Genomic DNA, 22,516 nt, shown 5'->3' with positions numbered 1-22,516 from the left:
GTTGCGCCGGCCTGGCCGCAGCAGAAGAAATTCTGAATCATGATAAGTCGCTGGGCCTCCGAACTGCGTTGGGAGCAGCTTGAACGTTTGCCGCGGCTGTCACAAACCAGTAATAATCGACCCATGGATTAGGATTTCTATTGATGGCCCAGCGCAGAACCTTGCCGCCGCTGAATGCCGTGCGGGCGTTCGAGGCGGCGGCTCGCCTGGAGAGCTTCAAGCAAGCCGCGGTCGAACTCGGCGTCACGCAAGGCGCCATCAGTCAGCACGTACGCCTGCTCGAGGATTGGCTGGGAGACCCCGTGCTGTTTCGGCGCGCGACGCGGCGTGTGGCGCTCACGCCGGCCGGCAAGGCGCTGCTCGACGAGATCGGCCCCGCGCTCGATCGCATCGCGGAGGCGGTCCAGCGTCATCGCGCGACCCACGGCGATGGACCCGCGGCGGTGCTGCGCGTCAATGCATTGGCGACGTTCAGTATGCGGTGGCTCCTGCCGCGGCTGAAACGCTTCCGCGATGACCACCCCGACATCGAGGTTCGGCTGACCACGTCGAACGAACCGATCGACGAACTGCCGGAAAGCTATGACGTCGTCATTCGCGGCGGGCCGGATGTGTTTCACGGCTTCACGTCCCGGCTGTTTCTGTCGGAGCGCCGCCTGCCCGTCTGCAGTCCGGCGCTCATCGCCAGGCTGCCGCTCGACGACGTGGCCGATCTGGCCGCGCATACCTGGCTGAACGTCTCGTCCATGCCCCGGCTATGGCATGATTGGCTGGCGCGAGCCGGGCAACCTCGGATCACCCCAAGCGAAACGCTGACCTTCGACCACTTCTTTCTGTCCATCCAGGCCGCACTGGATGGCTTGGGCGTGGCGATGGGGCCCACCGCGCTGATCGGAGACGATCTGGCGTCCGGCCGCCTCATCGCGCCGTTTCCGAACGTCAGTCTTCCGGCAAGGAGCTACTTCGCCTACGTCCCGGACGGGAGCCAGCACGCCTCCCCGACCGCCGTTTTCTACGACTGGCTGGTGCGCGAGGGCCAGCAGGCCGCCCGCCGTCCAACATCCGCGTCCTAACGGCTTACGCGGAGCGCACTACGCGTATCGCGTAGCGCGCGAAAGCGACCTCAAAGAAACTTGACGAGGCTCATCTGATAGAGCTTCGAGGTCAGCTGATAGGATGCCTGCAGGCTGGTTTGCAGCGCCAGGATCTTGGTCGCGACCTCGTCGTTGTTCACGCCCTCGATCGAATCCAGCATGGTCTGCGCCAGCGCCTTGGTCTGGGTCTGGCGGTCGCCGGTCGCCTTCATGGCCGCCTGGGCGCCGGCGAGATCGGCCTGGATGTTCTGGATGGTCTGCTGGCCCGGCACCACCGCGAGGTTCGCAGCGATCCGCTGGTTGAGCGCGGCGAGCTTGTTGGCGCCGTTCGGATCGGACGCCGATGTCGTCACCGCCGCGAACACCGCCACGGTCTGCAACTGCTTGCGCAGCGCCTGCTCGTCGGCCCGGATGCCGTATTGCACCGTGATGGAATCGTCGACCCGGCCGACCGCGGTGCCGCGCGCCGGATCGCTCGCCGAGTCCGGCTCGCCATTGTACCAGAACACGGTATTGGCCTTGGTGCCGGCGACCTGCGCGGTGGCGCTGCCGAACGGCGCGGTGCCGGCCACGCGCAGCGGCGGCGTGTTGTTGAAGAAGTCGTCGCCAGCCTTGATGGCGGACGCGGCCGACAGCGCGCTGCCCGACAGCTTCTGCACCGCGTCGGTCAGCGCCGATTTCAGGTTGGTGGCCGTGACCGAGGGCGACGCCGCCACCGGCGGCACCGCGAGCGGCTGCCCCGGATCGATCGCAAAGCTGTTGGCCGGCAGCGGCGTCTGCGACGACGCCGTCAGCTTGATGGTTTCCTGGGTGCCGTCCGGCAGGTTGAAGGTGAACGACACGGTGTCGCCCTCCTTCGGCAGATTGCCGTTGAGGTCGATGCCCATCGCCACCGGATTGGGGGCCGCCGGCGGGGTGGTCGGCGGCGTTTCGGTCGGCTGCGTCACGGTCGCGCCCGCGATCGTGGTGGCGATCGAGGAAATCTTCAGGCCGAACGGCGAGGCGCCGACCGGCGTCGGCATCGCATAGGGATTGGCGGCGAAGTCCTCGCCGATCTGCACCGACGACGCCGTCGCGCCGGTCGAGACGATGGTGCGCCCCATGCCGTTGGTGCCGACATCGGCATCATGGCGCTCGCTGATCACCTGCTTCAGCCCGGCGATCGCCGCGCCGTTGCCGTTCATGATCTGGTCGGCGGCGGTCACCGGCGCGGTGTCGGTGGCGCGGCCGGAAAACAGATAGCGGTCGCCGGACTGCGCGTTCAGCATGTCGACGGCATCGAAGAAGTCGAGGCTGGCGGTCTTCTGGCCCGACGACTGGCCGGTGTTGTCGAGCGTCGCGCCGGCGCTGGCGGCGGCGCCCTTCACTTCGCTGCCGATCGCGTTGAGCCGCTGCAGCGACAGGTTGGCGACGCTGATCCGGGTGTTGATGTTGGTCATCGTGTCCGAATAGCTGGCGATGTTCGCCACCTGCGCGCGCATCCCGATCGCCAGGCTGCGGCCGGTGCCGTCGCCCGCATAGGTATTCGAGATGCGGCCGCTCGCAACCTGATTGGTCAGGTTGTCGATCTGATTCCGCAGATTGAGAATGCTGGTGCCGATATAGGAAGTACGCCCGCTTACGCCATCGATCGCCATAGCTGCCTCACATCGCCTGCATCAGCGCTTGGTACATCTGGTTCACCGTGGACATCACCCGCGCATTCGCCGAATACGCGTTCTGCAGCGACAGCAGGTGCGCCATTTCCTCGTCCATGTTGACGCCGGAGTTGGTCGAGTACTTCTGCTGCAGCGTGTTGAGCACCACGTTCTGGCCGTCCGCGAGCTGCGACGCCGCTTGCGCGTTGGAGCCCTGCTGCGAGACGAATTGCTGCAGGTAGTTCTCCAGCGTGCCGTTGTAGGGCGCGGTCGCCGATCCGACGCCGGTGGACGGCGAGTACAGATATTTGGCGGTGGTGAGCTGCTTGAGGATGAAGTCGGGCCGCGTGGTGTCGCCGGCCGTGGTCGTGGCCGAATACGCCACCAGCTTCGACGGGTCGTTGACCAGCGCCGGATTGACGGCGATCCGCTGCGCGAAGCCGGTCATCTGCGTGCCGGTGCTGCTGAGCGCGCCGGTGTAAGCGGCGGTGCCGTCGGTGAACAGCGGCAGCGAGGCGCTGCCGCCGGTCAGTGACGTCTCGGTGGTGGTCACCGACGCCGCGGTGACGGTGGAGAAGCCGGCATTGTTGAGCACCGTGATGTTCGGCGCCGTGCCGGTGAATTGCAGGTTCTGGCTGTTCAGCGCCGCATTGAGCTGCGCGGTGATCGATCCGGACGCGCCGGAGAAATCGATCCCGACCACGTAGTCCTTGGGATCGAGCGTCGCGGTCTGCGGCAGCGGCAGCGCCGCCGGATCGTCGACCCGCATCACCGTGACGGTGCGCTGCGCGCCCGTGGTGGTGTCGGTGTAGCTGATATTGACGGTGTTGCCCGACTTCATGTTCGACAGATCGAGCGCGAAGCCGGCCTGCGTACCCGACGTCACCGCGGTGCCGGCCGTGGTCTTGTCCGACAGCGCGCTCGCCATCGAGGCGGCGAACTGATCGAGCTGGGTCTGCGCCTGCACCAGCGTCTTGTCGCGGAGCTCGATATAGGCCGCCATCTTGCCCGACTTCAGCGAGCTGGTCAGATCCATCGTCGAGCCGTCGGGATAGCTGACCTTGACCGATCCGAGCTGGCTGGTGGCCGCATTCGAACTCCAGGTCGTACCCGGCGTCACCGTGCCCTGCGCGTCGAACGACAGTTTGGCGGCCTGCATGCCGGCGAGCTGCATGCCCGAGCCGGTGAAGATCGTCACCTGGTTGCTGGCGTCGGTGACGACGCGGATGTCCATCAGTTGCGAGAGCTGATTGATCGCCTGGTCGCGCTGATCGAGCAGCGACGCCGTCGCCGCGTCGGTCGATGTGCCGCCCGCCGGATTGGTGCGGATGTTGTTGTTGATCGAGGCGATCTGCTGCAGCAGATTGTTCGCCGTGGTGACGCTGTCGGAGAGGCCCGTCTCGGCGCCGGTCCGCAGCGCCTGGATGCCGTTCGACATCGCATTGAGCGAGCCCGACATCACCTGCGCCGCGTTGAGCAGTCCGATCCGCGCCGACGTGCTGTCCGGGCTGGTCGACAGCGCCCGCACCGCCGCCGTCAGGCTGTTGAAGGAATTCTCCAGCGTGCCCGTCGAATTCGGGTCTCCGAACAGCCCTTGCAGCTGTTTCAGGAAATCGGCCCGCAGCGACGCGTAGGACGCTCCCGACGTCTCGGTGCGAAGCTGCGACTGCAGATAGGCGTCGAGTTCGCGATTGACGCCGATGATCGACACACCGCTGCCGGACGGGCCGGAGGCGGTGGTGATCTGGTCGACCGTCTTGCGGACGTAGCCGGGCGTTTCCGCATTGGCGACGTTGGACGACACCAGCGACATCGCGGCCTGGTTTGCACGCAGGCCGGCCATTGCGATCGAAAGTGCGTCTCCGAGACCCATGACTGACTACCGGTTGGACGAACGAAACAAAACGGCGTGCGACGCGCCTCAGCGCATCACGTTGAGCAGGTCCTGCACCATGGTGTTGGCCGTGGTGATGACCTTGGTGTTGGCCGAATAGGCCTGCTGGGTGACGATCAGCTTGGTGAATTCGTCGGCGATGTCGGTGTTGGAGGATTCCAGCGAGGAGCCCGAAACGCTGCCGCCCTTGCCGTACAGCGCCTCGCCGGACTCGTTGGTGACCTCGAACGCGCCGCCGTCGGTCCGCTTCAGGAAGTTGGCGCCGTTGAAGGTCGCGATCGAGACTTCGGCGAGGTCGATGTTGCGGCCGTTGGAATACGAGCCGACCACGCGGCCGGCATTGCTGACCGACACGCTGACGAGCTGGCCGGCGGCGTAGCCGTCCTGCTGCAGCTGGTTGACCTGGACGTTGCCGTTGGTGTCGGCGAACTGCGTCAGGCCGCCGGTGCCGAACGACATCGTGACGTTGCCTAGCGAGACGCCGGACACGGTCAGGTTCGGCAGCGTGAGCTGGCCGATCACCGGGTTCATCTGGCCGGTGGAGTTGAAGGTGAAGTTGGTATTGACGTTCTGCCAGGCGACCTGGGTGCCGGTCGCATTCGGATTGATCTGGTAGAACAGGTTCCAGGTGTCGGTGTGGCCGGTGCCGAGAGTCGACGAGTCGACCTTGGCCCAGCGGAACTGCACGTTCACCGGAGCGCCGCTGCCGTCATAGGCGGTGGTGGCGCCGCCCGAAATCGATTCATCGAGGAAGGTCTGGTTGTCGGCGCCGGTCACCTGACCGGTACCCACCGTGCCGCCGCCGGTTCGCGTCACGGTCACCGGGCTGGTCAAGCCGAGCGCCGCAAAGCCGCCGGCCGTCGAGGTCACGAGCAGATCGGACGCGACGCCGGTGTGCAGCGTCACCGAGCCGGCGCTGACCGAAGACGCCGTGCCGGTGTTGCCGTTCGCGGTGTCGATCGCGCCGAGCAGGTCGGTCACCGTGGCCGAGTTGAGGTCGAGGTAGGTCGTGTTCGCCGCCGAACCGGCAGAGCCGCCGGCGCTGGAATCGTAGAACGCGATGGTCTTGGCGCTGGCGCCGCTGCCGATCGTAACCGTGTCGGTGATGGTGAAGCTGTTGGTCACGGCGTTGCCGGACGCGCCCTTGAGCAGCGTCGCGCCGGTGATCGCGGTGCCGGCCTTGCTGTTGACCTGCAGACCGACCCTGGTGTTGTCGCCGAACGGCGGCGGCGAGGTGCCGGCCACCTGCGGGTTGGAGGCGAAGTCGGCGGCGCGCAGCAGTTCGGAGCCCGGCCGCGAGGTGTCGTGCTTGGTGGTCAGCGGATAGCTCGCCAGGTTGGCGCGATAGCTGATCTTGGTGGTGGCCTGCGACGGCAGGAAATCGTTCTGGAACTTGAGCACCGTCGGGGTGCTGCCGACCGGGTTGCCAGTGGTCGGGTCGATCGGCACGCCCTGCAGGTAGTAGCCGGCGCCGTTGACCAGATAGCCGTTCTTGTCGAGCGAGAAGTCGCCGCGGCGGGTGTAGTTGTTGACGCCGGTGAACACCGGATTGTTGTCGGTGAACGAACCGGGCTTCTGCACGGCGAAGAACCCCTCGCCGTTGATCGCCATGTAGGTGGACACCGACGCCGACTGCACCGAGCCGGACTGGGTGTTGGTCAGCCGGGACTGCGAGGTCACCGAACCAGCGACCTGCTGGCTCGTCCCGGCCTGCGGCACCAGATCGAGGAACGAGGTATCGACCCGTTTGAACGCGGTGGTCTGGGAGTTCGCGATGTTACCCGAGATGTTCTCCAGCGCGTAGGAGTTCGAGCGCAGGCCCGCGACCGAGGTGGTGAGAGCGCCGAAAATACCCATTACTCACTTCTCCCAATTCGAGCCGCCGCGCGGTCTCTGGCTGTCCGGTGGTGCAATGATCCGGAACATACTCCCGCAAGCCTTGTGCCAAGGCCTCTAGCCTCATGATTTCAGAGACTTAGCCTGCGCCCTCAGGGCCGGCGCATGCGGCGGAATTGCCGGCTCGGGCAATATTTGCCGGCCCGACGGTGCGCTCCTTCGCAAAAAGTTCCACTCCGGAACTCACCTCAGGAACTTTTGAGAGCCCTAGGCGTTCGCATCGGTCATTCGTGTCGGGGGCAGAGTTGGCCGACCTTAAATTGCCGGTTGTATCGCCCGAAGACGGACCGGCCGGTTACGAGAACCTGTTCCTCGGGCGGGGAGAGCTGACGGCGCTGTCCCGCGCCTTCGATTGGGCCGCAACGCCGCTGGGGCCGCCGGAGCATTGGCCGCAGGCGCTGAAGACCGCCGTCCGCATCATGCTGACGTCGCAGCAGCCGATCTGGATCGGCTGGGGGCGGGAGCTCATCTTCTTCTACAACGACGCCTACAAGGCGATCATCGGCGGCAAGCATCCCTGGGCGCTGGGCCGGCCGACCCAGGAAGTCTGGCACGAGATCTGGGGCGACATCGCCCCGCTGCTGGCCAAGGCGACCAGCGGCCACGAGGGCACCTATGTGGAAGCCCAGCTCCTGATCATGGAGCGCAACGGCTTCCCCGAAGAGACCTATTACACGTTCTCCTACAGCCCGATTCCGACCGAGGACGGCTCGCCCGGCGGCATCTTCTGCGCCAATACCGACGACACCCAGCGGGTGATCAGCGAGCGGCAATTGTCGCTGCTGCGCGAGGTGGCCGCCAACGCCGCCCAATCCCGCAACGTCGCGCAGGCCTGCGAGAGCAGCGCCGCCGCGCTGGCGACGGATCCGCGGGACCTGCCGTTCGCCCTGATCTATCTGGTCGAGCCGGGCGGCGAGACGGCGCGACTGGCGGCTTCGGCCGGCATCGACGCCAACCATCCGGGGGTGAAGCCGGTGCTGTCGCTGACCTCCAGCGACGAGCCATGGCCGCTGGCCGAGGCCCTGCGGACCAACGAAGCACGGCTGGTCACCGACCTGGAGCAGCGGTTCGGCTTCGATTTCCCGAGCGGCGGCTGGCGCAGCCCGCCGAACCAGGCGATCGTTCTGCCGATCCAGTCGAGCGGCGACACCGGCCATTCGGGCATGCTGATTGCAGGCCTCAATCCGTTCCGCCCCTACGACTCGGGCTACCGCGACTTCCTCGCGCTGGTCGCCGGTCAGATCGCCTCGGCGATCACCAATGCCGACGCCTATGAGGAGGAGCGCCGCCGCGCCGAGGCGCTGGCCGAGATCGACCGCGCCAAGACCGCGTTCTTCTCCAATGTCAGCCATGAATTCCGTACGCCGCTGACGCTGATGCTGAGCCCGCTCGAGGAGGTCATTACTCAGACCGGGCTGTCGGCCGATCAGCACGCCCTGCTCGGCATCGCGCATCGCAACGGCCTGCGGCTGCTGAAGCTGGTGAACACGCTGCTCGACTTCGCCCGGATCGAGGCCGGCCGCCTCACCGCTCATTTCCGGCCGGTCGATCTGGCCGCCTTCACCGCGGAACTTGCCTCCAACTTCCGCTCGGCGATGGATAAGGCCGGGTTGCGGCTGTCCATCGACGCGCCGCCGCTGGCGCAGCCGGTCCATGTCGACCGCGACATGTGGGAGAAGGTGGTCCTCAACCTGCTGTCGAACGCCTTCAAGTTCACCTTCGCGGGCGAGATCGCGGTGTCGGTTCACCCGACCGCCGACGGGCGATCCGCCGAGATCGTGGTGCGCGACACCGGCACCGGCATTCCGGCCGAGGAGATCCCGCACCTGTTCGAGCGCTTCCGCCGGGTCGAGGGCGCGCGCGGACGATCGATCGAGGGCAGCGGCATCGGCCTCGCGCTGGTGCAGGAGCTGGTCAAGCTGCACAGCGGCAGCATCAGCGTCGAGAGTGAGCTCGGCCGCGGCAGCGCCTTCCGCATCACCCTGCCGTTCGGCACCGCCCACCTGCCCGCCGACCGGCCGAAGCCGGCGACCCACCAGGTGTCCACCAATGTCCGCGCCCAGGCCTATCTCGACGAAGCGATGGGTTGGCTGGAAGGCGACGACAACGTCGACACCGACCGGCCGCACGCCTCGTCGCCGGAAGATCTCGGGCTCGGCAGCGTCAGGAGCGGCGAGACGCGGCCGCGCGTGCTGCTCGCCGACGACAACGCCGACATGCGCGACTACGTGGTCCGCCTGCTTGGGGAGAGCTACGACATCGAGGCCGTCGCCGACGGCGTCGCGGCCCTCGAGGCCGCCTGGAAGCAGCGGCCGGATCTGGTGCTGTCCGACATCATGATGCCCCGGCTGGACGGGCTGAACCTTCTGAAGGCGCTGCGCAACGATACCAAGCTGGCCGACGTGCCGGTGATCCTGCTGTCCGCCCGTGCCGGCGAGGAGGCCAAGGTCGAAGGACTCGAGGCCGGCGCCGACGACTATCTGAGCAAACCGTTCAGCGCCCGCGAACTACTCGCCCGGGTGCGGTCCAATCTCGACACCGCCGAACTGCGCCGCGACGCGCTGCGCACCGAGCACGCGCTGCGACAGGAAGCCCAGGCGGCACGCGAACGCGCCGAGAGCATTCTGGCCAGCATCAGCGACGGCTTCGTCGCGATCGACAGCGAGTATCGCTTCACCTACATCAACGCCGCCGCCGAACGCATGATGCGGCGCTCGGCCGCGCAACTGATCGGCCGGGTCTGCCAGGAAGCCTATCCGGCCCTGATCGGCAGCCGCATCGAGGACAGCCTCAAGCTGGCGATGACCGGACGGACCGGTTCGGAATTCGAGATCGAACATCCGCCGACGCGGCGCTGGTTTCATCTGCGGGTCGCGCCCACCAATGCCGAAAGCGTGTCGGTGTATTTCCGCGACATCACCGAGCGCAAGCGCGCCGAAACCGCGATGCGCAACCTCAACGAACAGCTCGAGGAGCAGGTCGCGCAGCGCACGGCCGAGTTGCGCCAGAAGGAAGCGCGGCTGCGCACCATCTTCGCCGCGAGCTACACCTATCAGGCGCTGCTCGGCGTCGATGGCGTGCTGATCGACGCCAACCTGACGTCGCTGTCGGGCATCGGCAAGGCGCTGGAAGACGTCGTCGGTAAGCCGGTCTGGGAGTCGCCGTGGTTCGCCGATACGCCGGGCATGCCGGAGATGATCAAGCAGGCCGTCGCCACGGTTGCGGCCGGCGGCACCATCCGGCGCGAGCTGCATCTCAATCTGCCGGTCGGCGGCTGGCGCTGGTTCGATTTCCAGATGCGCCCGGTGCACGACGCGCAGGGCCAGGTCATCGCCATCGTGCCCGAAGCCGTCGAGATCACCGAGCGGCGCAAGGCCGAAGAGGCTTTCCGTCAGGCGCAGAAGATGGAGGCGATCGGCCAGCTCACCGGCGGCGTCGCGCACGACTTCAACAATCTGCTCACCGTGATCCGCTCCTCCGCCGATCTGCTGCGTCGGCGCGAACTGCCGCCCGACCGGATGCGCCGCTACGTCGACGCGATCTCCGACACCGCCGACCGCGCCGCAAAACTCACCGGCCAGCTCCTCACCTTCGCGCGGCGTCATGCCCAGAACCGCCAGGTGTTCGACGTCACGGCGCAGATCGAGCAGATCGCCGAGATGCTACGCACCGCGCTCGGCTCGCGCGCCGGCCTGACGCTGACCATGGACGAGCGCCCGCTCGCGGTCGAAGCCGACGCCAATCAGTTCGACGCCGCGCTGGTCAACCTGGTGGCCAATGCGCGCGACGCGATGGACGGCCAGGGCGAACTCGAGATCCGCGTCACGCGCGTGCGCCCGACCCTGCAGGAGATTGCCGGCGGCGTTGCCGACGTGGTCGCCGTCGCGGTCTGCGACACCGGCTCCGGCATTCCGCCGGACCAGATCGACCGCATCTTCGAGCCGTTCTTCACCACTAAGGATGTCGGCCGCGGCACCGGCCTCGGCCTGTCGCAGGTCTACGGCTTCGTCAAGCAGTCCGGTGGCAACGTCACGGTCGACAGCGAAGTCGGCAAGGGCACGACCATCACGCTCCGGCTGCCGCTCAGCGCCAAGCCGATCGAAGAACGCGAGCGCGCGGCGAGCGGTGACTCCAGCCGATCGCAGGAGCGAAGCTGCGTGCTGGTGGTGGAAGACAACGCCGAGGTCGGCGAGTTCTCGACCCAGTTGCTGCATGACCTCGGCTACGAGACCGTGCTGGCGTCGAGCGCCGAGCAGGCGCTGCAGCTCCTCGGCCATGAAGCCGCCCGCTTCAACCTGGTGCTCAGCGACGTGGTGATGCCCGGCATGGACGGCGTCGCGCTCGGCCGCGAGATCCGCAGCCGCTGGCCGAACCTGCCGGTGGTGCTGAACTCCGGCTACGCCAACGTGCTGGCGGACGACGGCCACCACGGCTTCGAACTGCTGCACAAGCCGTATTCGGTCGAGGACCTGTCGAAGGTGCTGCGCCGGGCGCTGGCGTCCGCCAAGGCGGCGGGCTGACGCGTTGCGATCGTGCGGTTCCGGCTTGCGCCAGATCAGGACGTCGGGCCTCGTATCGTGGTATCAGACGACCAGAATTCATTGTCGAACGGAACGGGCATGAGCGAAGGCGAGATGGCGCAGCATGTGCTGCAATGTTTGCGGCAGACCGAGCTGAGCGAGCCCAAGGCGGCACTGGGCATCCTCAACGGGCTGGTCGGACTGGTGCAGGGAGACGGCACGCCGCACTCCTTCGAGGTCGACGAGGCGCGGGCCTCGACCTTCATGGCGGTTTGCGAATACGCGAAGGCGCTGCATCGCGGTCAGCCGGCCGACGAGCTTCGCCCGGCGGCGATCGAAGCTGCCGAGAAATGGCAGATGCTGGTGGGCTGACGCGAGCCCGGCCGGGCCTCAGCCGCCGCAGGCCTTCGGCGCCACGAAGCGATAGAAGTACTCTTTGGTCTTTCCGGTGTGGGTCCGCAGCACCGGCACGCTGATCTGCTTTTCCTCGGACATCGGCAGATCGGGAAACTCAGCCGCGAAACTATCCGGCACCTGCGGCAGCGTGTAGATCAGCACGGCGCCGTTGGCGGCGAGCTTGCCGGCATCGAACCAGCGCGCTTTCGGGATGAATTCGATCGTCATCGAATCTCCCTCGGGGCCGGCCGCAATGCCGATGCCGTAAACCGTCTGGCGGTCGCCGAGGAAATACGCCGGACCGCATTTGTACTTGCTGTTCCAGTCGGCCAGCACGAGCCGCGCGGCCTGCGCGGTCGCCTCCTGCAACCCGCTGTACGACGCGAAGAAGATGTAGATCACCGAGGCGGCGATCGCCAGCACGCCATACAGCGCACCGAGCGACAGCGCGGTCTGCCGCATGACGGCATCGCGCTTGCCGGAGGCCCAGGAAAACAGCGGCGCCAGCGTCAGCACCGACAGTTCTGCGAACGGCGCGCCATAGCGGGCGATGTATTCGAGACCGAACCCAACGATCAGTACCGTCAGCAGCGCGAACATCGCGGTGTTGGCGATCACGACGAATTTCAACTCGTCGCTCGCCTCGGCAAAGCGCGGCACCCGCCAGATCACCATGCGGCGCGCCACCGCGATCGCCAGCACGATCGCGCCCGGCACCAGCAGCGGCAGATAGCCGACGACCAGCCAGCCGAGCCGCCGCGCGGTGTTCGGCACCGAACCGAAACCGGTGAAGTGACGCTCGCCGTAATGGATCGTCGTCCCGACCTTCAGGGCCGCGATCACGTGCGGCAGAAACAGCAGCACGCCGACCAGCGCCGCGACGTAGAAGCCGGGCCGACGCACACAGGACCGGAACGACGGCACCGCGACGACGCCCGCCGCCATGCCGATGAACAGCACGACCGCGTTGTACTTGGTCAGCGCCGCAATCGCCGCCCAGACGCCGACCAGGATCCAGTGCAGCCAGCGATCCGTGCTGCGGCCACGCAGGAAGTGATACAGCACCGCCGGCCAGGAGGTGAGCTGAAGGATATCGGCGTTGAGCGCCCAGGACAGCGGACCGAACACCACGTAGAACGAGGCCGCCGTCAGCGCCAGCATGTAGGCCGCCATCGTGCGTTCAACCAGCAGGCGCAGCGTGGCGTAGAGATAAGCGAGCCCGATCGCGAGGCAGAGCTGATTGACGAAGACGATCGCGGTGCCGGACGGGCCGAACAGGAAATCCACGGCACCGCCGACCCATACCATCACGGGCGGATGCACCGGCGTGACCAGCGGGAAATGGCGCCCCCACGCAACCAATTCGCGGGTGTCGTAGAGCGGTGTCGGAAATACAAGCGCCGCGAGCAGAACCGGCAGCAGCAGCGCAAATACGACCAGAACTATCAGGCCAATGGAGAATCCCGACCGGGACAACCTGCGATCCATCTGGCCTGCCGCCAACATATCCAAAAGTTAATGTTGGCCGCTTGATGGAGGACGGGGCGCGACCTTGTCAATCGCAGCCGCGACTTTCTTTCCAGAAAACCTACGAGGTGAGACGCAGCGGCAAGAAAACCCGACAGCCACCAGGGCGGATCGGGGTCCCGCTGGTATGCCGGCGGCGTCGCGGCCGCGCGTCAGCTCGGATTCGAGGACGCAGGCTTGAAGGTCAGCGCGTAGCCGTCCATGCAATAGCGCAGCGCGGTCGGCTTGGGGTGCGCTCGCCGACCGCATTCGGCAGCGGCAGCCAAAAGCTCGGCCGACCGGGGCTGCCATTCGCATCTTTACAGCTTGGCGGTTCCGCTGCGCAGGCTTAGAATAGCGGGATGGATACCGTCAGAGAAAAGGCTATCGGAGTTAAGGATCCTGCCCGACGTCAGGTGCTCGTAAATATTGGCAATCGCTACGTCGTGTTTGGAAACCATCGAGGGTTACCGGGCGAACGCGTACTCGGGCCAAACGATGTTCTCCGGCCAGTAGCAGAGCGAATAGCTGACGAATACGATTTCCCGGCGTCTCGTCTCGAAAAAAGTATCGTTGTAGATGGCGCAGACATCAGGCTGTCCGCTGGAGCGGACCCCGGATGGGATTTCGAAGTCATCTACCCAGATGGCTCGACATCTATTGTAGAAATCAAGATCCGAACTCGCGATTTTACCTTGCGCGAGCTTGATCAGAATATTGCTCGTCTACGTCAAATGCAAGCATCCGGATTCGCCGCGCCAGAAATTTGGAACTTCAACATCGACCGGCTCAATCTTCACATCCTCGCAATCGACGGCAACGGTTCACCTCATTCGGAGGTACTGCCGCCGCTCAATGTCTGGCAGTACAATCAAGACGGCAGCACGTTCGATCGCGCTGCTATTGAGAACAGAGTGACAGACTGGGTGAAACGAATTGACAACCTCTACGCAAGCATCGCGGCTTGGTCAGCCGGGCTTGGAGTCACAATCGACCGATCACGGACCATCCGGATGTCCGAAGAACTTATGCAAGATTATGCCGTGCCTGATCGAGACTTAAGTATCCTGGACTTGAGCAAAAATGGAAAAGCAACTTTGAGTTTTGTCCCCGTTGGCCTTTGGATATTTGGCTCAAATGGGCGAATTGACATCATATCCAACCGGGGAACTACACTTCTCTTGGATCTAGCTCGTCCACTCGACCCGCCAAATTGGTGCATCCTGAAAGACAGAGTTGAGCGTAGTTTTGAACCATGGGGTAAAGCGGCCTTTCTGGAAATTTTCGAGGCCGCTGAAGCAACGTGACCAAGTTGAATGAAACCAGACTGGCGTATGATCGGGTAAAAGCACTACTCGATCAGCAACTATTGGAGAAGAAGGGAAGCGCTCAGCAGATCAAGGACTGCCAATCAGCTGTGAACGCCGCATTTTATTTGTTAGGATGGGCACAGTTCGAATTTCTGACGCGTAAAGAGGCGGAAGAAAGGATCGAAGCAGACGCCCGCGCAAAGACGGTTCATGGCATAGGCTGGAGATACGTCCTCGCAAACATCAAAGCATTCTCGCTTAGGAAAAAACTTGAGGTAATCTTCTTCGCTGATCCAGTTACGCTCAATCAGCTGAATAGGGATTACGATCTGCGGAACGAAACAGCCCACAACTACAAGAAATTGCCAACGGAAGTTAGTGACGTGTCGGCATGGCTCGATCACCTTGAGAGCCTCGCAAACAAATTTCAATCCTAGATAGCCAAAGGATGACTCCCTACTTTAGCTCGGGTTGGTCGACGCCGGCTTGAAGGTCAGGGCGTAGCCGTCCATGCAGTAGCGCAGGCCGGTCGGCTTCGGGCCGTCGTCGAACACGTGGCCGAGATGGCCGCCGCAGCGGCGGCAGTGCACTTCGGTACGGATCATCCCGAGCGTGCTGTCCTTACGCTCGCCGACCGCGTTCGGCAGCGGCTGCCAGAAGCTCGGCCAGCCGGTCCCGCTGTCGTATTTGGTATCCGACGCAAACAGCGGCAGATCGCAGCCCGCGCACGCGAACGTACCTTTGCGGTGCTCCTTGAGTAGCGGGCTGGAGAACGGCCGCTCGGTGCCCTCCTCGCGCAGGATGTGGTACTGCATCGGCGTGAGCTGCGCCCGCCACTCCTCCGGTGTCTTCTCGATCTCGAATTTCTCGGCGGCGCGCGCATCGTCGGGCCGCAGCCAGCGGAAGCCGAACACCGCCGCTACAGCGGCGGACGCAAGCAGCAGGCGGCGGTCAATCATGGCTTTCTCCGTGCGATGCGAGCTCAGGCGGCCGCGGTGATGTCGAGCGGAGATACGCGGCCGGGCTCGCGGAAGTTACAGCACCGCGCCCTCGCCGCGCTCACATTGTCGCGAGCGCCAGGAGTTACTGCGATCCGCCGGCGTCGTTGGGACGCTTATCCCGCACTGCACGATCGGGGCTTTCGACCTGCCGCGCGACCGGCCTCCGCTCGGGGGAAACGCGCCGCACGCTGCGATTGGCGGCTTCGAGCCGTTCCTCGCGCAGCCGGCGACGCTCGGCGGCACGTTCGCGGTAGCGCGCCAGCACACCGGCGGCGATCGCGGTCCGCCGCTCGGCAATCGCGACGCCCTGCCCCACGACCCGGCCGATCCGCCCGCCCGCCCAGACCAGCTCGAACGGATCGAACAGCCGCCAGCGCTGGTCGCCGTGGACGATGCCGCGCGCGATCAGCCGGCCGGCGATCGCGGTGGCGGCAAGCCCGTGGCGACCGAACCCGCTGGCAACCCAGAGGCCGCGCCGCAACTCGCCGATCTGCGGCATGCCGTGGACGGTCTGACCGATCACGCCGCTCCAGCTCCGGTCGATCGCCACCGCACCGAGCTGGGGATACAGCGCGGCGATCCGGCGGCGGATCAGCCCTTCGAGGCGCGTGGGTGCGATCTCGAAGGTGGTCTCCGGACCGGTCCATAGCAGCCGGTCACCCCCGACGATGCGGTAGTGATCGACCCCATGGGTGTCGGCGATCGAGCCGGTGAAGGCGATCGCCTCGGCCAGTCGCTCGCCGAGCGGCGCGGTGAGAACGGCGGTGCGCCACATCGGCAGCAGTGTCCGGGTCAGCCGCGGCGATGCGGCGCCGAGATGCACATTGCCGGCGAGAACGATATCGGACGCTCGCAGCCGTGCATGCGGCGTGACAATCCGCTTGCGGATGCCGGAAGAGTCGATGCCGAGCGCCGGCGTATCCTCGAAGATCCGCACGCCGGCACGGCGCGCCATCGCCTCGAGGCCGCGGATATAGCGGCGGCCGTCGAGCTGGAACGCATCGGGAAAATGGATGGCGTGGAAGTAGCGCCGGGTCCGCAGCACCTCGCGGACGCGGTCGATCTGCCAGCCTTCGACCTCGCTGCCGAAATCGACCCCGAGGGTCTGCAGCCGAGTAACCAGGCGGTCGCCGAGATCGACGTTGGACACTTCGAGCGCGCCGCTCGACAGCGCAATGCCGGGCATCGCCTCCTCGCTGGCGCGCGCGCGGACGATTTCCATGCCTTCGCGCGACAGTTTCCACAGCTCGCCGGCGTGAGCCACGCCGACGCGGTCGATGAGGTCGCCGATCGGCACGCCGTAGCCTGGCGACACGCTGCCGAGCGTCGCCCCCGAGGCCGCCCAACCGACCCGTCGCCCTTCCAGCACCGCGACGCTGAGGCCGAGCTGCGCCGCCTCCAGGGCCACCGACAAACCGGCGAGGCCGGCACCGATCACGCACAGGTCGACATCGAGGTCGAAGGTCAGCCGTGCGTGCAGTTCCGCGGCCGCTTCGGTCGGCAGCGGGTCCGGTCCATTGGTCGCACTTGTGACGGACGGGGTCATGACGTTTCCTTACGGACAGCCCGAGCGATTGTCACCTTGTCCTGCCCGGGCAGTTCGATTAATCCGCAAGCTCGCCCCCCGCTGGAAGGGACACATGCGCCGACTGATCCTGCTGCGTCACGCCAAGACCGAAACGGATGCGCCCACCGGCAAGGATCACGACCGCCGGCTCGAGGAGCGTGGCCGGGCCGATGCCGCCGCGATGGCGGAATGGCTGTCGGAGCAGCGGCTGGTGCCGGACCAAGTCCTGGTCTCGACGGCGACGCGCACGCGGCAGACCTGGGACATCCTCTCCGGCCTGTTCGCCGCCGGCACGGAACCGCAGGTCGAGCATCTGCCGGAACTGTACAGCGCCAGCGCAGCGCAGTTGCTGCAGGCGATCCATGAAGTATCCGCCGGGATCAATCGGCTGATGCTGGTCGGGCACAATCCCGGCCTGCACGAGCTGGCGCTCGGCCTGACCTGTGGCTGCAACGAATCCGACCGCAAGCTGCTGTCGGGCAACATGCCGACCAGCGCGATCGCGGTGATCGATTTTCCGATCGCCGACTGGGCCGACGCCCGCTTCGGCACCGGCAAGCTGCAGCATTTCGTCAGCCCCAAGATCTTGCGCGAAGCAAGCTGACGCCGGCAACCTCGTCGCCAACCTCCAGCTTCCTCGTGCCCCGGACAAGGCACTCACGCCGTCTCGGCCTGAGCGCCGCAGATCCGGGGCCCCGGTTCAGCGACGCTTGCCGGTGTCTCGCCGCGGACGCGATCACCGGGCGTCCTGGTCTCTTGCCGATTGGCGCACACCGGCCGCTGCGTCATACTGCGCGCACGCCGTTCGCACGGGAGACCGCAGATGTTCAAACGAATCCTGGTGCCGATCGATCTCGCCGATACTGCGCTCGCGCAGCCGGCGATCAAGACCGCGGCGACGCTGGCGCGGACTTATGACGGCACGGTGCGGCTGCTGCACGTGATCGCGCTCACGCCGGTGGTGCTGGCCGAATACGTGCCGGCGGATTTCGACGAGCAGCAGCGCCGCGACGCCGAGGCGGCGCTCGCCGAGGTCGCGGCGGCATCCGAGATCGAGCCTGCGCGGCTTTCGACCGCGGTGCGTCAGGGCGGCATCTATCACGAGATCATCGAAGAGGTGACCGCGATCGGGGCGGACCTGATCGTGATGAGTTCGCACCGGCCGGCGATGCGCAGCTACTTCCTCGGCTCCAACGCCGGCCACGTCGTCCGCTACGCGCCGTGTTCGGTGCTGGTGGTGCGGGACAGCTAATCAAATCCACACGGCCACGTCGCCGGCCTCTCCTCGCGTGCGAGGAGAAGCCGACCATGGCCCGGCAAGGTCGGGCGACGAGAGGCGTGTTACTGCGCCTTGGCGCCGAAGCTCTCCCGCAGCTTGGCCTGGATCTTCGCCATGCCGCCGATCCAGCGGTCGTAATTGTCGGTCTTCTTGCGCATGTAGTCGAGCACCTGCGGGTGCGGCAGGATCAGGAAGGTTTCCTGCTCGACGCCCTTCAGCGCATCCTGCGCGACCTGTTCGGGCGACAGATTGCCGTCGTCGGATTGCGGCCCCTTGGGGATGCCGCGCAGCATGTTGGTGTCGACGCCCTGCGGGCACAGGATCGAGACGCGGATGTTGTGGGCCTTGTGCGAGATCGCGAGGTTTTCGGCGAAGCCGACCGCGCCGTGCTTGGTGGCCGAATAGGCCGGGCTGCCGACCTGGGAGAGAAGACCTGCCGCCGAAATCGTGTTGAGGAAGTAGCCGCCGCCGCGCGCCTTGTAGCGCGGGATCAGATGCCGCGCGGCGTAGACATGCGCCATCACGTGGATCATCCAGCTTTTCATGAACGGCTCGTCGGACGTTCCGCCGGCGTTCTCCGATAGCGGATCGAAGCCGCCGCCGATCCCGGCGTTGGAGCAGAACAGGTCGATCGGGCCGTACTGCCGCTCGGTTTCCTCGATCACGTGCTCGATGTCGGATTCCTTGGCGACGTCGCATTTGAACGCCGCGCCACCGACCGACTGCGCCACCGCTTCGGCGCGGGCCTGATCGAGATCGGCCACCACCACCTTGGCGGCGCCGGCCTTGGCGAAGGCCTCGCACAGCGCCTGACCGATGCCGTTGCCGCCGCCGGTGACGACGACGACCTTACCTGCGATCTGCATGTTTCCCCCGTGTTGTTGTTTGCGGGGGTGTCTTATCGCAAAGGCGGCGCGGGAGCTATGCCGCCAGCACCAGATCCATCACCGCGACGTAATGGCAGGCTGCGGCGAGCAGCACGAAAGCATGCCAGATCGCGTTCTGGAATCGCAGCCGGCGCCAGGCGTGGAAGATCACGCCGAACGTATACAGCGCGCCGCCGATGCCGAGGAACCACATCGCCGTGGTCGGCAGCGTCTCGACCACCTGGTCGTAGGCGATGATGCCGCTCCAGCCGAGCGCCAGATACAGGCCGACCGACAGCTTGTCGAACTTGCCAGGCTTGAACAGCTTAAGCAGGATGCCGACAATCGCCACGCCCCAGACGCCGGCGAGCAGCGCCAGGCCGAAGGTCTGGTCGGGGATCTGGCTGATGATCGGCGTGTAGGTCGCGGCGATCAGGATATAGATCGCCGAATGGTCGAACCGGCGCAGCAGCCATTTGCGCGGCGACACCGGCCACAGATTGTACGCCGCCGACAGGCCGAGCATCGCCAGCAGGCCGGCCGCATACACCGATACCGAGACAATGGTGGGCGTCGAGGCGAACACCCCGGTCAGGGTGATCAGCGCGGTGACGGCGATTAGGCCGGCGACCAGGCCGAGGACGTGGACAACGCCATCGGCGATCAGCTCGGCACGGTCGTAGTTCCAGTGAACCGAGCCCTTGGCGTCGATCCTGGCGTGCGAAACGATTTGCTTCAAGCGAAACACTGTCATAGGCGGAGCGGGGACCCTGTCTTTCGTTGATCTGACACCTACATGGCGACGAAGGGCGGCGCGATACAGGCCCGCCGCCCGCAATTGCCAGCGAATTCTATCCGTCGGAAAGGCGGCAAAGCCAAGGCCCCCCGCAGGTCGGATTGTCGCATTGCGCGTTTTCCGGCTAACGTCCTCCGCCATCCATCTCCTGATTGAATATCGCGCGCATGGCCTTCAGTTTTTCAGATCTGGTCGAGGAAGCGTGGCTGTCGGCGCGGGCGCTGAAAGACTACAGCGAGACCATCTTCAACCCGACGGTCCGGCTCGGCGTGACCGGTCTGTCACGCGCCGGCAAGACGGTGTTCATCACCGCGCTGGTGCACGGGCTGTGCCGCGGCGGCCGGTTTCCGATCTTCGAATCGATGTCGACCGGCCGGATCGCCACCGCGCGGCTGGCGCCGCAACCCGACGACGCGGTGCCGCGCTTCGCGTACGAGACCTTTCTGGCCACGCTGATCGAGCAGCGGCAATGGCCGACCTCGACGGTCGATATCAGCGAACTGCGGCTGGTGATCGACTATCAGCGCAAGAGCGGCGCCGAGCGGACGCTGACGCTGGACATCGTCGACTATCCGGGCGAATGGCTGCTCGACCTGCCGCTGCTGAACAAGAGCTACGAGAAATGGGCCTCCGAGAGTCTCGCGCTGTCGCGGCAGGACCCGCGGGCACGGGTGGCGCGGGAGTGGCACGCGCATCTGGCGACGCTCGATCCGAACGGCCGCGAGAACGAGCAGGAGACGTTGACCGCCGCGCGGCTGTTCACCAGCTATCTGCGCGCCTGCCGCAACGAGCAGTTCGCCATGAGCCTGCTGCCGCCCGGCCGCTTCCTGATGCCCGGCAATCTCGCCGGTTCGCCGGCGCTGACCTTTGCGCCGCTCGACGTGCCGGTGGATGGCACGCCGCCGGAACGCTCGCTATGGGCGATGATGCGGCGACGCTACGAATCCTACAAGGACGTGGTGGTGCGGCCGTTCTTCCGTGATCACTTTGCCCGGCTCGACCGCCAGATCGTGCTGGCGGACGCGCTGAGCGCCTTCAACGCCGGTCCCGAGGCGCTGCAGGATCTCGAAGCGGCGCTGGCCGGCATCCTCGACTGTTTCCGGGTCGGCCGCTCGTCGCTGCTGTCGACGATGTTCAGGCCGCGGATCGACAAGATCCTGTTCGCCGCCACCAAGGCCGACCATCTGCACCACTCCAGCCACGACCGGCTCGAGGCGATCCTGCGCAAGCTGGTCGAGCGCGCGATGCAGCGCGCCGAGTTTGCCGGTGCCACCGTCGATGTCGTGGCGCTGGCCGCGGTGCGCGCCACCCGCGAGGCGCAGGTGCAACGCGGCCGCGACCGCCTGCCGTCGATCGTCGGCACCCCGATCCAGGGCGAGATGGCCGAGGGCGAGGTGTTCGACGGCGAGACCGAGGTCGCCACCTTCCCGGGCGATCTGCCGACTAATCTGCAGGGCCTGTTCAAGGGCGAGGACACCTTCCGCGGCCTCGCCGCCGGTCCGCATCAGGACGCCGACTTCCGCTTCCTGCGCTTCCGGCCGCCGCGGCTCGCCACGCATGATCCCGAGGGCCCGGCGCTGCCTCACATCCGCCTCGACCGCACGCTCCAGTTCCTGATCGGAGACAAACTGCAATGACCGAGCGGGTCCCTCCGCGCCGGCCGGCGACCTTCAAGCTGACCGACCCCAGCGTCGTGCTGATCGACTCGGACGAGGCGGGCCCGAGCGCCCGCCCCACCGCGCCGGAGTCGGCGCCCTCCGCGCCGCCGCCGCGCGCCCGGGTTCAGCTCGCGCACGAGAAGGAAACGCCGATCGTGGCGCCCAAGGCACCGCGCAGCATCATCAACCCGAAGAAGGGCTTCAGCTGGGGCACGCTGTTCTGGACCGCGGCCACCGGCCTGCTGTCGCTGGCGTTCTGGCTGTGGGTCAGCAAGCTGGTCGAAGACCTGTTTGCGCAGAGCACCACGCTCGGCACCGTCGGGGCGATCCTCGCGACGCTGGCCGGCGGTTCATTGGCGATCATCGTCGGCCGCGAGGCGTTCGGCCTGATCCGGCTGTCGCGGATCGAGCAACTGCACGCCCGCGCCGCCCGGGTGATCGAGACCGACAACCGCGCCGAAGCGCAGGCGATCGTCCGCGAGCTGCTGAAGTTCGAGAATCCCAATCCGCAGCTCGCGCATGGCCGCGCCACGCTCGCCAAGCATCTCGACGACATCATCGACGGCGCCGACCTGATCCGGCTGGCCGAGCGCGAGCTGATGACGACGCTCGACATCGAGGCGCGGGCGCTGATCTCCAAGGCGGCGCAGCGCGTCTCGGTGGTCACCGCGATCAGCCCGAAGGCGCTGATTGACGTGCTGTTCGTGGCGATCGCCGCGACCCGGCTGATCGGCCAGCTCGCCCGGCTGTATGGCGGCCGGCCCGGCGCGCTCGGCATGATGAAGCTGATGCGCCAGACGGTGTCGCATCTCGCCATCACCGGCGGCATCGCGCTCGGCGACAGCGTCATGCAGTCCGTGCTCGGCCACGGCCTCGCGTCTCGCCTGTCGTCCAAACTGGGCGAAGGCGTCGTCAACGGCATGCTGACCGCCCGCCTCGGCCTCGCCGCCATCGACCTGACCCGGCCCCTCCCCTTCAATGCCCTGCCCCGCCCGGTGCTCGGCGATCTGGTCAAGGACCTGCTGAAGAAGCGGGAGAAGGAAGAGTAGCCGCCCACTTGCTGGACATTGCGGGCGCAGAAAAAGACGGTGCGCGC

General features: G+C 66.2%; 17 protein-coding genes. 9 read left to right on the top strand and 8 right to left on the bottom strand.

Features of this window, described 5'->3' with window-relative positions:
- Positions 1 to 143 precede the first annotated feature (143 nt).
- On the top strand, positions 144 to 1,073 hold the full coding sequence (locus IP86_RS08375) for a LysR substrate-binding domain-containing protein (RefSeq protein ID WP_054162062.1): 930 nt from the start codon (positions 144 to 146) through the stop codon (positions 1,071 to 1,073).
- 50 nt (positions 1,074 to 1,123) lie between these two features.
- Here IP86_RS08375 and IP86_RS08370 read toward each other — a convergent pair whose 3' ends face one another.
- Genes IP86_RS08370 through IP86_RS08360 form a run of 3 tightly spaced genes read right to left on the bottom strand, consistent with a single transcriptional unit; the run spans position 1,124 to position 6,482 of the window.
- Positions 1,124 to 2,731, bottom strand: coding sequence for a flagellar biosynthesis protein FlgL (locus IP86_RS08370; protein ID WP_054162061.1), 1,608 nt, complete (start codon positions 2,729 to 2,731; stop codon positions 1,124 to 1,126).
- Between the two features lie 7 nt (positions 2,732 to 2,738).
- On the bottom strand, positions 2,739 to 4,604 hold the full coding sequence (flgK, locus tag IP86_RS08365) for a flagellar hook-associated protein FlgK (RefSeq protein WP_054162060.1): 1,866 nt from the start codon (positions 4,602 to 4,604) through the stop codon (positions 2,739 to 2,741).
- A gap of 48 nt (positions 4,605 to 4,652) precedes the next feature.
- Positions 4,653 to 6,482 carry a flagellar hook-basal body complex protein gene (locus tag IP86_RS08360; RefSeq protein WP_054162059.1) on the bottom strand — a complete coding sequence of 610 codons (1,830 nt, stop codon included), beginning with the start codon at positions 6,480 to 6,482 and terminating at the stop codon, positions 4,653 to 4,655.
- A 284-nt stretch (positions 6,483 to 6,766) separates the two neighbouring features.
- On the opposite strand from IP86_RS08360, the gene IP86_RS08355 reads away from it, so the two are divergent.
- Both IP86_RS08355 and IP86_RS08350 read left to right on the top strand, forming a co-directional pair.
- On the top strand, positions 6,767 to 11,041 hold the full coding sequence (locus IP86_RS08355) for an ATP-binding protein (RefSeq protein WP_054162058.1): 4,275 nt from the start codon (positions 6,767 to 6,769) through the stop codon (positions 11,039 to 11,041).
- A gap of 99 nt (positions 11,042 to 11,140) precedes the next feature.
- Positions 11,141 to 11,413, top strand: coding sequence for a hypothetical protein (locus IP86_RS08350; protein WP_054162057.1), 273 nt, complete (start codon positions 11,141 to 11,143; stop codon positions 11,411 to 11,413).
- An 18-nt stretch (positions 11,414 to 11,431) separates the two neighbouring features.
- On the opposite strand, the gene IP86_RS08345 is transcribed toward IP86_RS08350, so the two are convergent.
- The gene (locus tag IP86_RS08345; RefSeq protein ID WP_245290569.1) at positions 11,432 to 12,913 is read right to left on the bottom strand and encodes a glycosyltransferase family 39 protein; all 1,482 of its coding nucleotides are present in this window, start codon (positions 12,911 to 12,913) and stop codon (positions 11,432 to 11,434) included.
- Between the two features lie 392 nt (positions 12,914 to 13,305).
- On the opposite strand from IP86_RS08345, the gene IP86_RS28600 reads away from it, so the two are divergent.
- On the top strand, positions 13,306 to 14,250 hold the full coding sequence (locus IP86_RS28600) for a hypothetical protein (protein ID WP_156332440.1): 945 nt from the start codon (positions 13,306 to 13,308) through the stop codon (positions 14,248 to 14,250).
- A complete protein-coding gene (locus tag IP86_RS08340) occupies positions 14,247 to 14,690 on the top strand; it encodes a hypothetical protein (RefSeq protein WP_054162056.1) in 444 nt (147 codons plus the stop codon). The genes IP86_RS28600 and IP86_RS08340 overlap by 4 nt, the downstream gene beginning before the upstream one ends.
- Before the next feature lie 24 nt (positions 14,691 to 14,714).
- Here the strand turns inward: IP86_RS08340 and msrB are convergent, their stop codons facing one another.
- Together msrB and IP86_RS08330 are read right to left on the bottom strand one after the other, a co-directional pair.
- Positions 14,715 to 15,212 carry a peptide-methionine (R)-S-oxide reductase MsrB gene (msrB, locus tag IP86_RS08335; RefSeq protein WP_054162055.1) on the bottom strand — a complete coding sequence of 166 codons (498 nt, stop codon included), beginning with the start codon at positions 15,210 to 15,212 and terminating at the stop codon, positions 14,715 to 14,717.
- A gap of 124 nt (positions 15,213 to 15,336) precedes the next feature.
- Complete coding sequence (locus tag IP86_RS08330; protein WP_054162054.1) at positions 15,337 to 16,800, bottom strand: NAD(P)/FAD-dependent oxidoreductase; 1,464 nt, start codon at positions 16,798 to 16,800, stop codon at positions 15,337 to 15,339.
- 94 nt (positions 16,801 to 16,894) lie between these two features.
- Between IP86_RS08330 and IP86_RS08325 the strand changes: the two genes are divergently transcribed.
- Positions 16,895 to 17,425, top strand: a complete 531-nt coding sequence (locus tag IP86_RS08325) for a SixA phosphatase family protein (RefSeq protein WP_054162053.1) — start codon at positions 16,895 to 16,897, stop codon at positions 17,423 to 17,425.
- A gap of 219 nt (positions 17,426 to 17,644) precedes the next feature.
- Positions 17,645 to 18,073, top strand: coding sequence for a universal stress protein (locus IP86_RS08320; protein ID WP_054162052.1), 429 nt, complete (start codon positions 17,645 to 17,647; stop codon positions 18,071 to 18,073).
- A gap of 89 nt (positions 18,074 to 18,162) precedes the next feature.
- Here the strand turns inward: IP86_RS08320 and IP86_RS08315 are convergent, their stop codons facing one another.
- Entirely contained in the window at positions 18,163 to 18,966 is an 804-nt protein-coding gene (locus tag IP86_RS08315; RefSeq protein WP_054162051.1) for an SDR family oxidoreductase, read from the bottom strand.
- Between the two features lie 55 nt (positions 18,967 to 19,021).
- Positions 19,022 to 19,720, bottom strand: coding sequence for a PAQR family membrane homeostasis protein TrhA (trhA, locus tag IP86_RS08310; RefSeq protein WP_054162050.1), 699 nt, complete (start codon positions 19,718 to 19,720; stop codon positions 19,022 to 19,024).
- 209 nt (positions 19,721 to 19,929) lie between these two features.
- On the opposite strand from trhA, the gene IP86_RS08305 reads away from it, so the two are divergent.
- Together IP86_RS08305 and IP86_RS08300 are read left to right on the top strand one after the other, a co-directional pair.
- A complete protein-coding gene (locus tag IP86_RS08305; RefSeq protein WP_054162049.1) occupies positions 19,930 to 21,399 on the top strand; it encodes a YcjX family GTP-binding protein in 1,470 nt (489 codons plus the stop codon).
- Positions 21,396 to 22,469: a YcjF family protein gene (locus IP86_RS08300; protein ID WP_054162048.1), complete on the top strand. Its 1,074-nt coding sequence runs from the start codon at positions 21,396 to 21,398 to the stop codon at positions 22,467 to 22,469. The genes IP86_RS08305 and IP86_RS08300 overlap by 4 nt, the downstream gene beginning before the upstream one ends.
- The last annotated feature ends 47 nt before the right edge of the window (positions 22,470 to 22,516 follow it).

The sequence above is a fragment of the Rhodopseudomonas sp. AAP120 genome (assembly GCF_001295845.1).
Classification (GTDB): domain Bacteria; phylum Pseudomonadota; class Alphaproteobacteria; order Rhizobiales; family Xanthobacteraceae; genus Rhodopseudomonas.
Note: the sequence above shows the minus strand (reverse complement) of the source record. Positions and strands in the feature narration are given on the sequence as shown.

What these genes read in the sequence shown, in the direction of transcription:
- trhA (WP_054162050.1), bottom strand. Translation starts at nt 19,720, where the DNA reads ATGACAGTGTTTCGCTTGAAGCAAATCGTTTCGCACGCCAGGATCGAC.
- IP86_RS08370 (WP_054162061.1), bottom strand. Translation starts at nt 2,731, where the DNA reads ATGGCGATCGATGGCGTAAGCGGGCGTACTTCCTATATCGGCACCAGC.
- IP86_RS08330 (WP_054162054.1), bottom strand. Translation starts at nt 16,800, where the DNA reads ATGACCCCGTCCGTCACAAGTGCGACCAATGGACCGGACCCGCTGCCG.
- IP86_RS08325 (WP_054162053.1), top strand. Translation starts at nt 16,895, where the DNA reads ATGCGCCGACTGATCCTGCTGCGTCACGCCAAGACCGAAACGGATGCG.
- IP86_RS08300 (WP_054162048.1), top strand. Translation starts at nt 21,396, where the DNA reads ATGACCGAGCGGGTCCCTCCGCGCCGGCCGGCGACCTTCAAGCTGACC.
- IP86_RS08315 (WP_054162051.1), bottom strand. Translation starts at nt 18,966, where the DNA reads ATGCAGATCGCAGGTAAGGTCGTCGTCGTCACCGGCGGCGGCAACGGC.
- IP86_RS08375 (WP_054162062.1), top strand. Translation starts at nt 144, where the DNA reads ATGGCCCAGCGCAGAACCTTGCCGCCGCTGAATGCCGTGCGGGCGTTC.
- msrB (WP_054162055.1), bottom strand. Translation starts at nt 15,212, where the DNA reads ATGATTGACCGCCGCCTGCTGCTTGCGTCCGCCGCTGTAGCGGCGGTG.
- IP86_RS08360 (WP_054162059.1), bottom strand. Translation starts at nt 6,482, where the DNA reads ATGGGTATTTTCGGCGCTCTCACCACCTCGGTCGCGGGCCTGCGCTCG.
- IP86_RS08350 (WP_054162057.1), top strand. Translation starts at nt 11,141, where the DNA reads ATGAGCGAAGGCGAGATGGCGCAGCATGTGCTGCAATGTTTGCGGCAG.
- IP86_RS28600 (WP_156332440.1), top strand. Translation starts at nt 13,306, where the DNA reads ATGGATACCGTCAGAGAAAAGGCTATCGGAGTTAAGGATCCTGCCCGA.
- IP86_RS08305 (WP_054162049.1), top strand. Translation starts at nt 19,930, where the DNA reads ATGGCCTTCAGTTTTTCAGATCTGGTCGAGGAAGCGTGGCTGTCGGCG.
- IP86_RS08320 (WP_054162052.1), top strand. Translation starts at nt 17,645, where the DNA reads ATGTTCAAACGAATCCTGGTGCCGATCGATCTCGCCGATACTGCGCTC.
- flgK (WP_054162060.1), bottom strand. Translation starts at nt 4,604, where the DNA reads ATGGGTCTCGGAGACGCACTTTCGATCGCAATGGCCGGCCTGCGTGCA.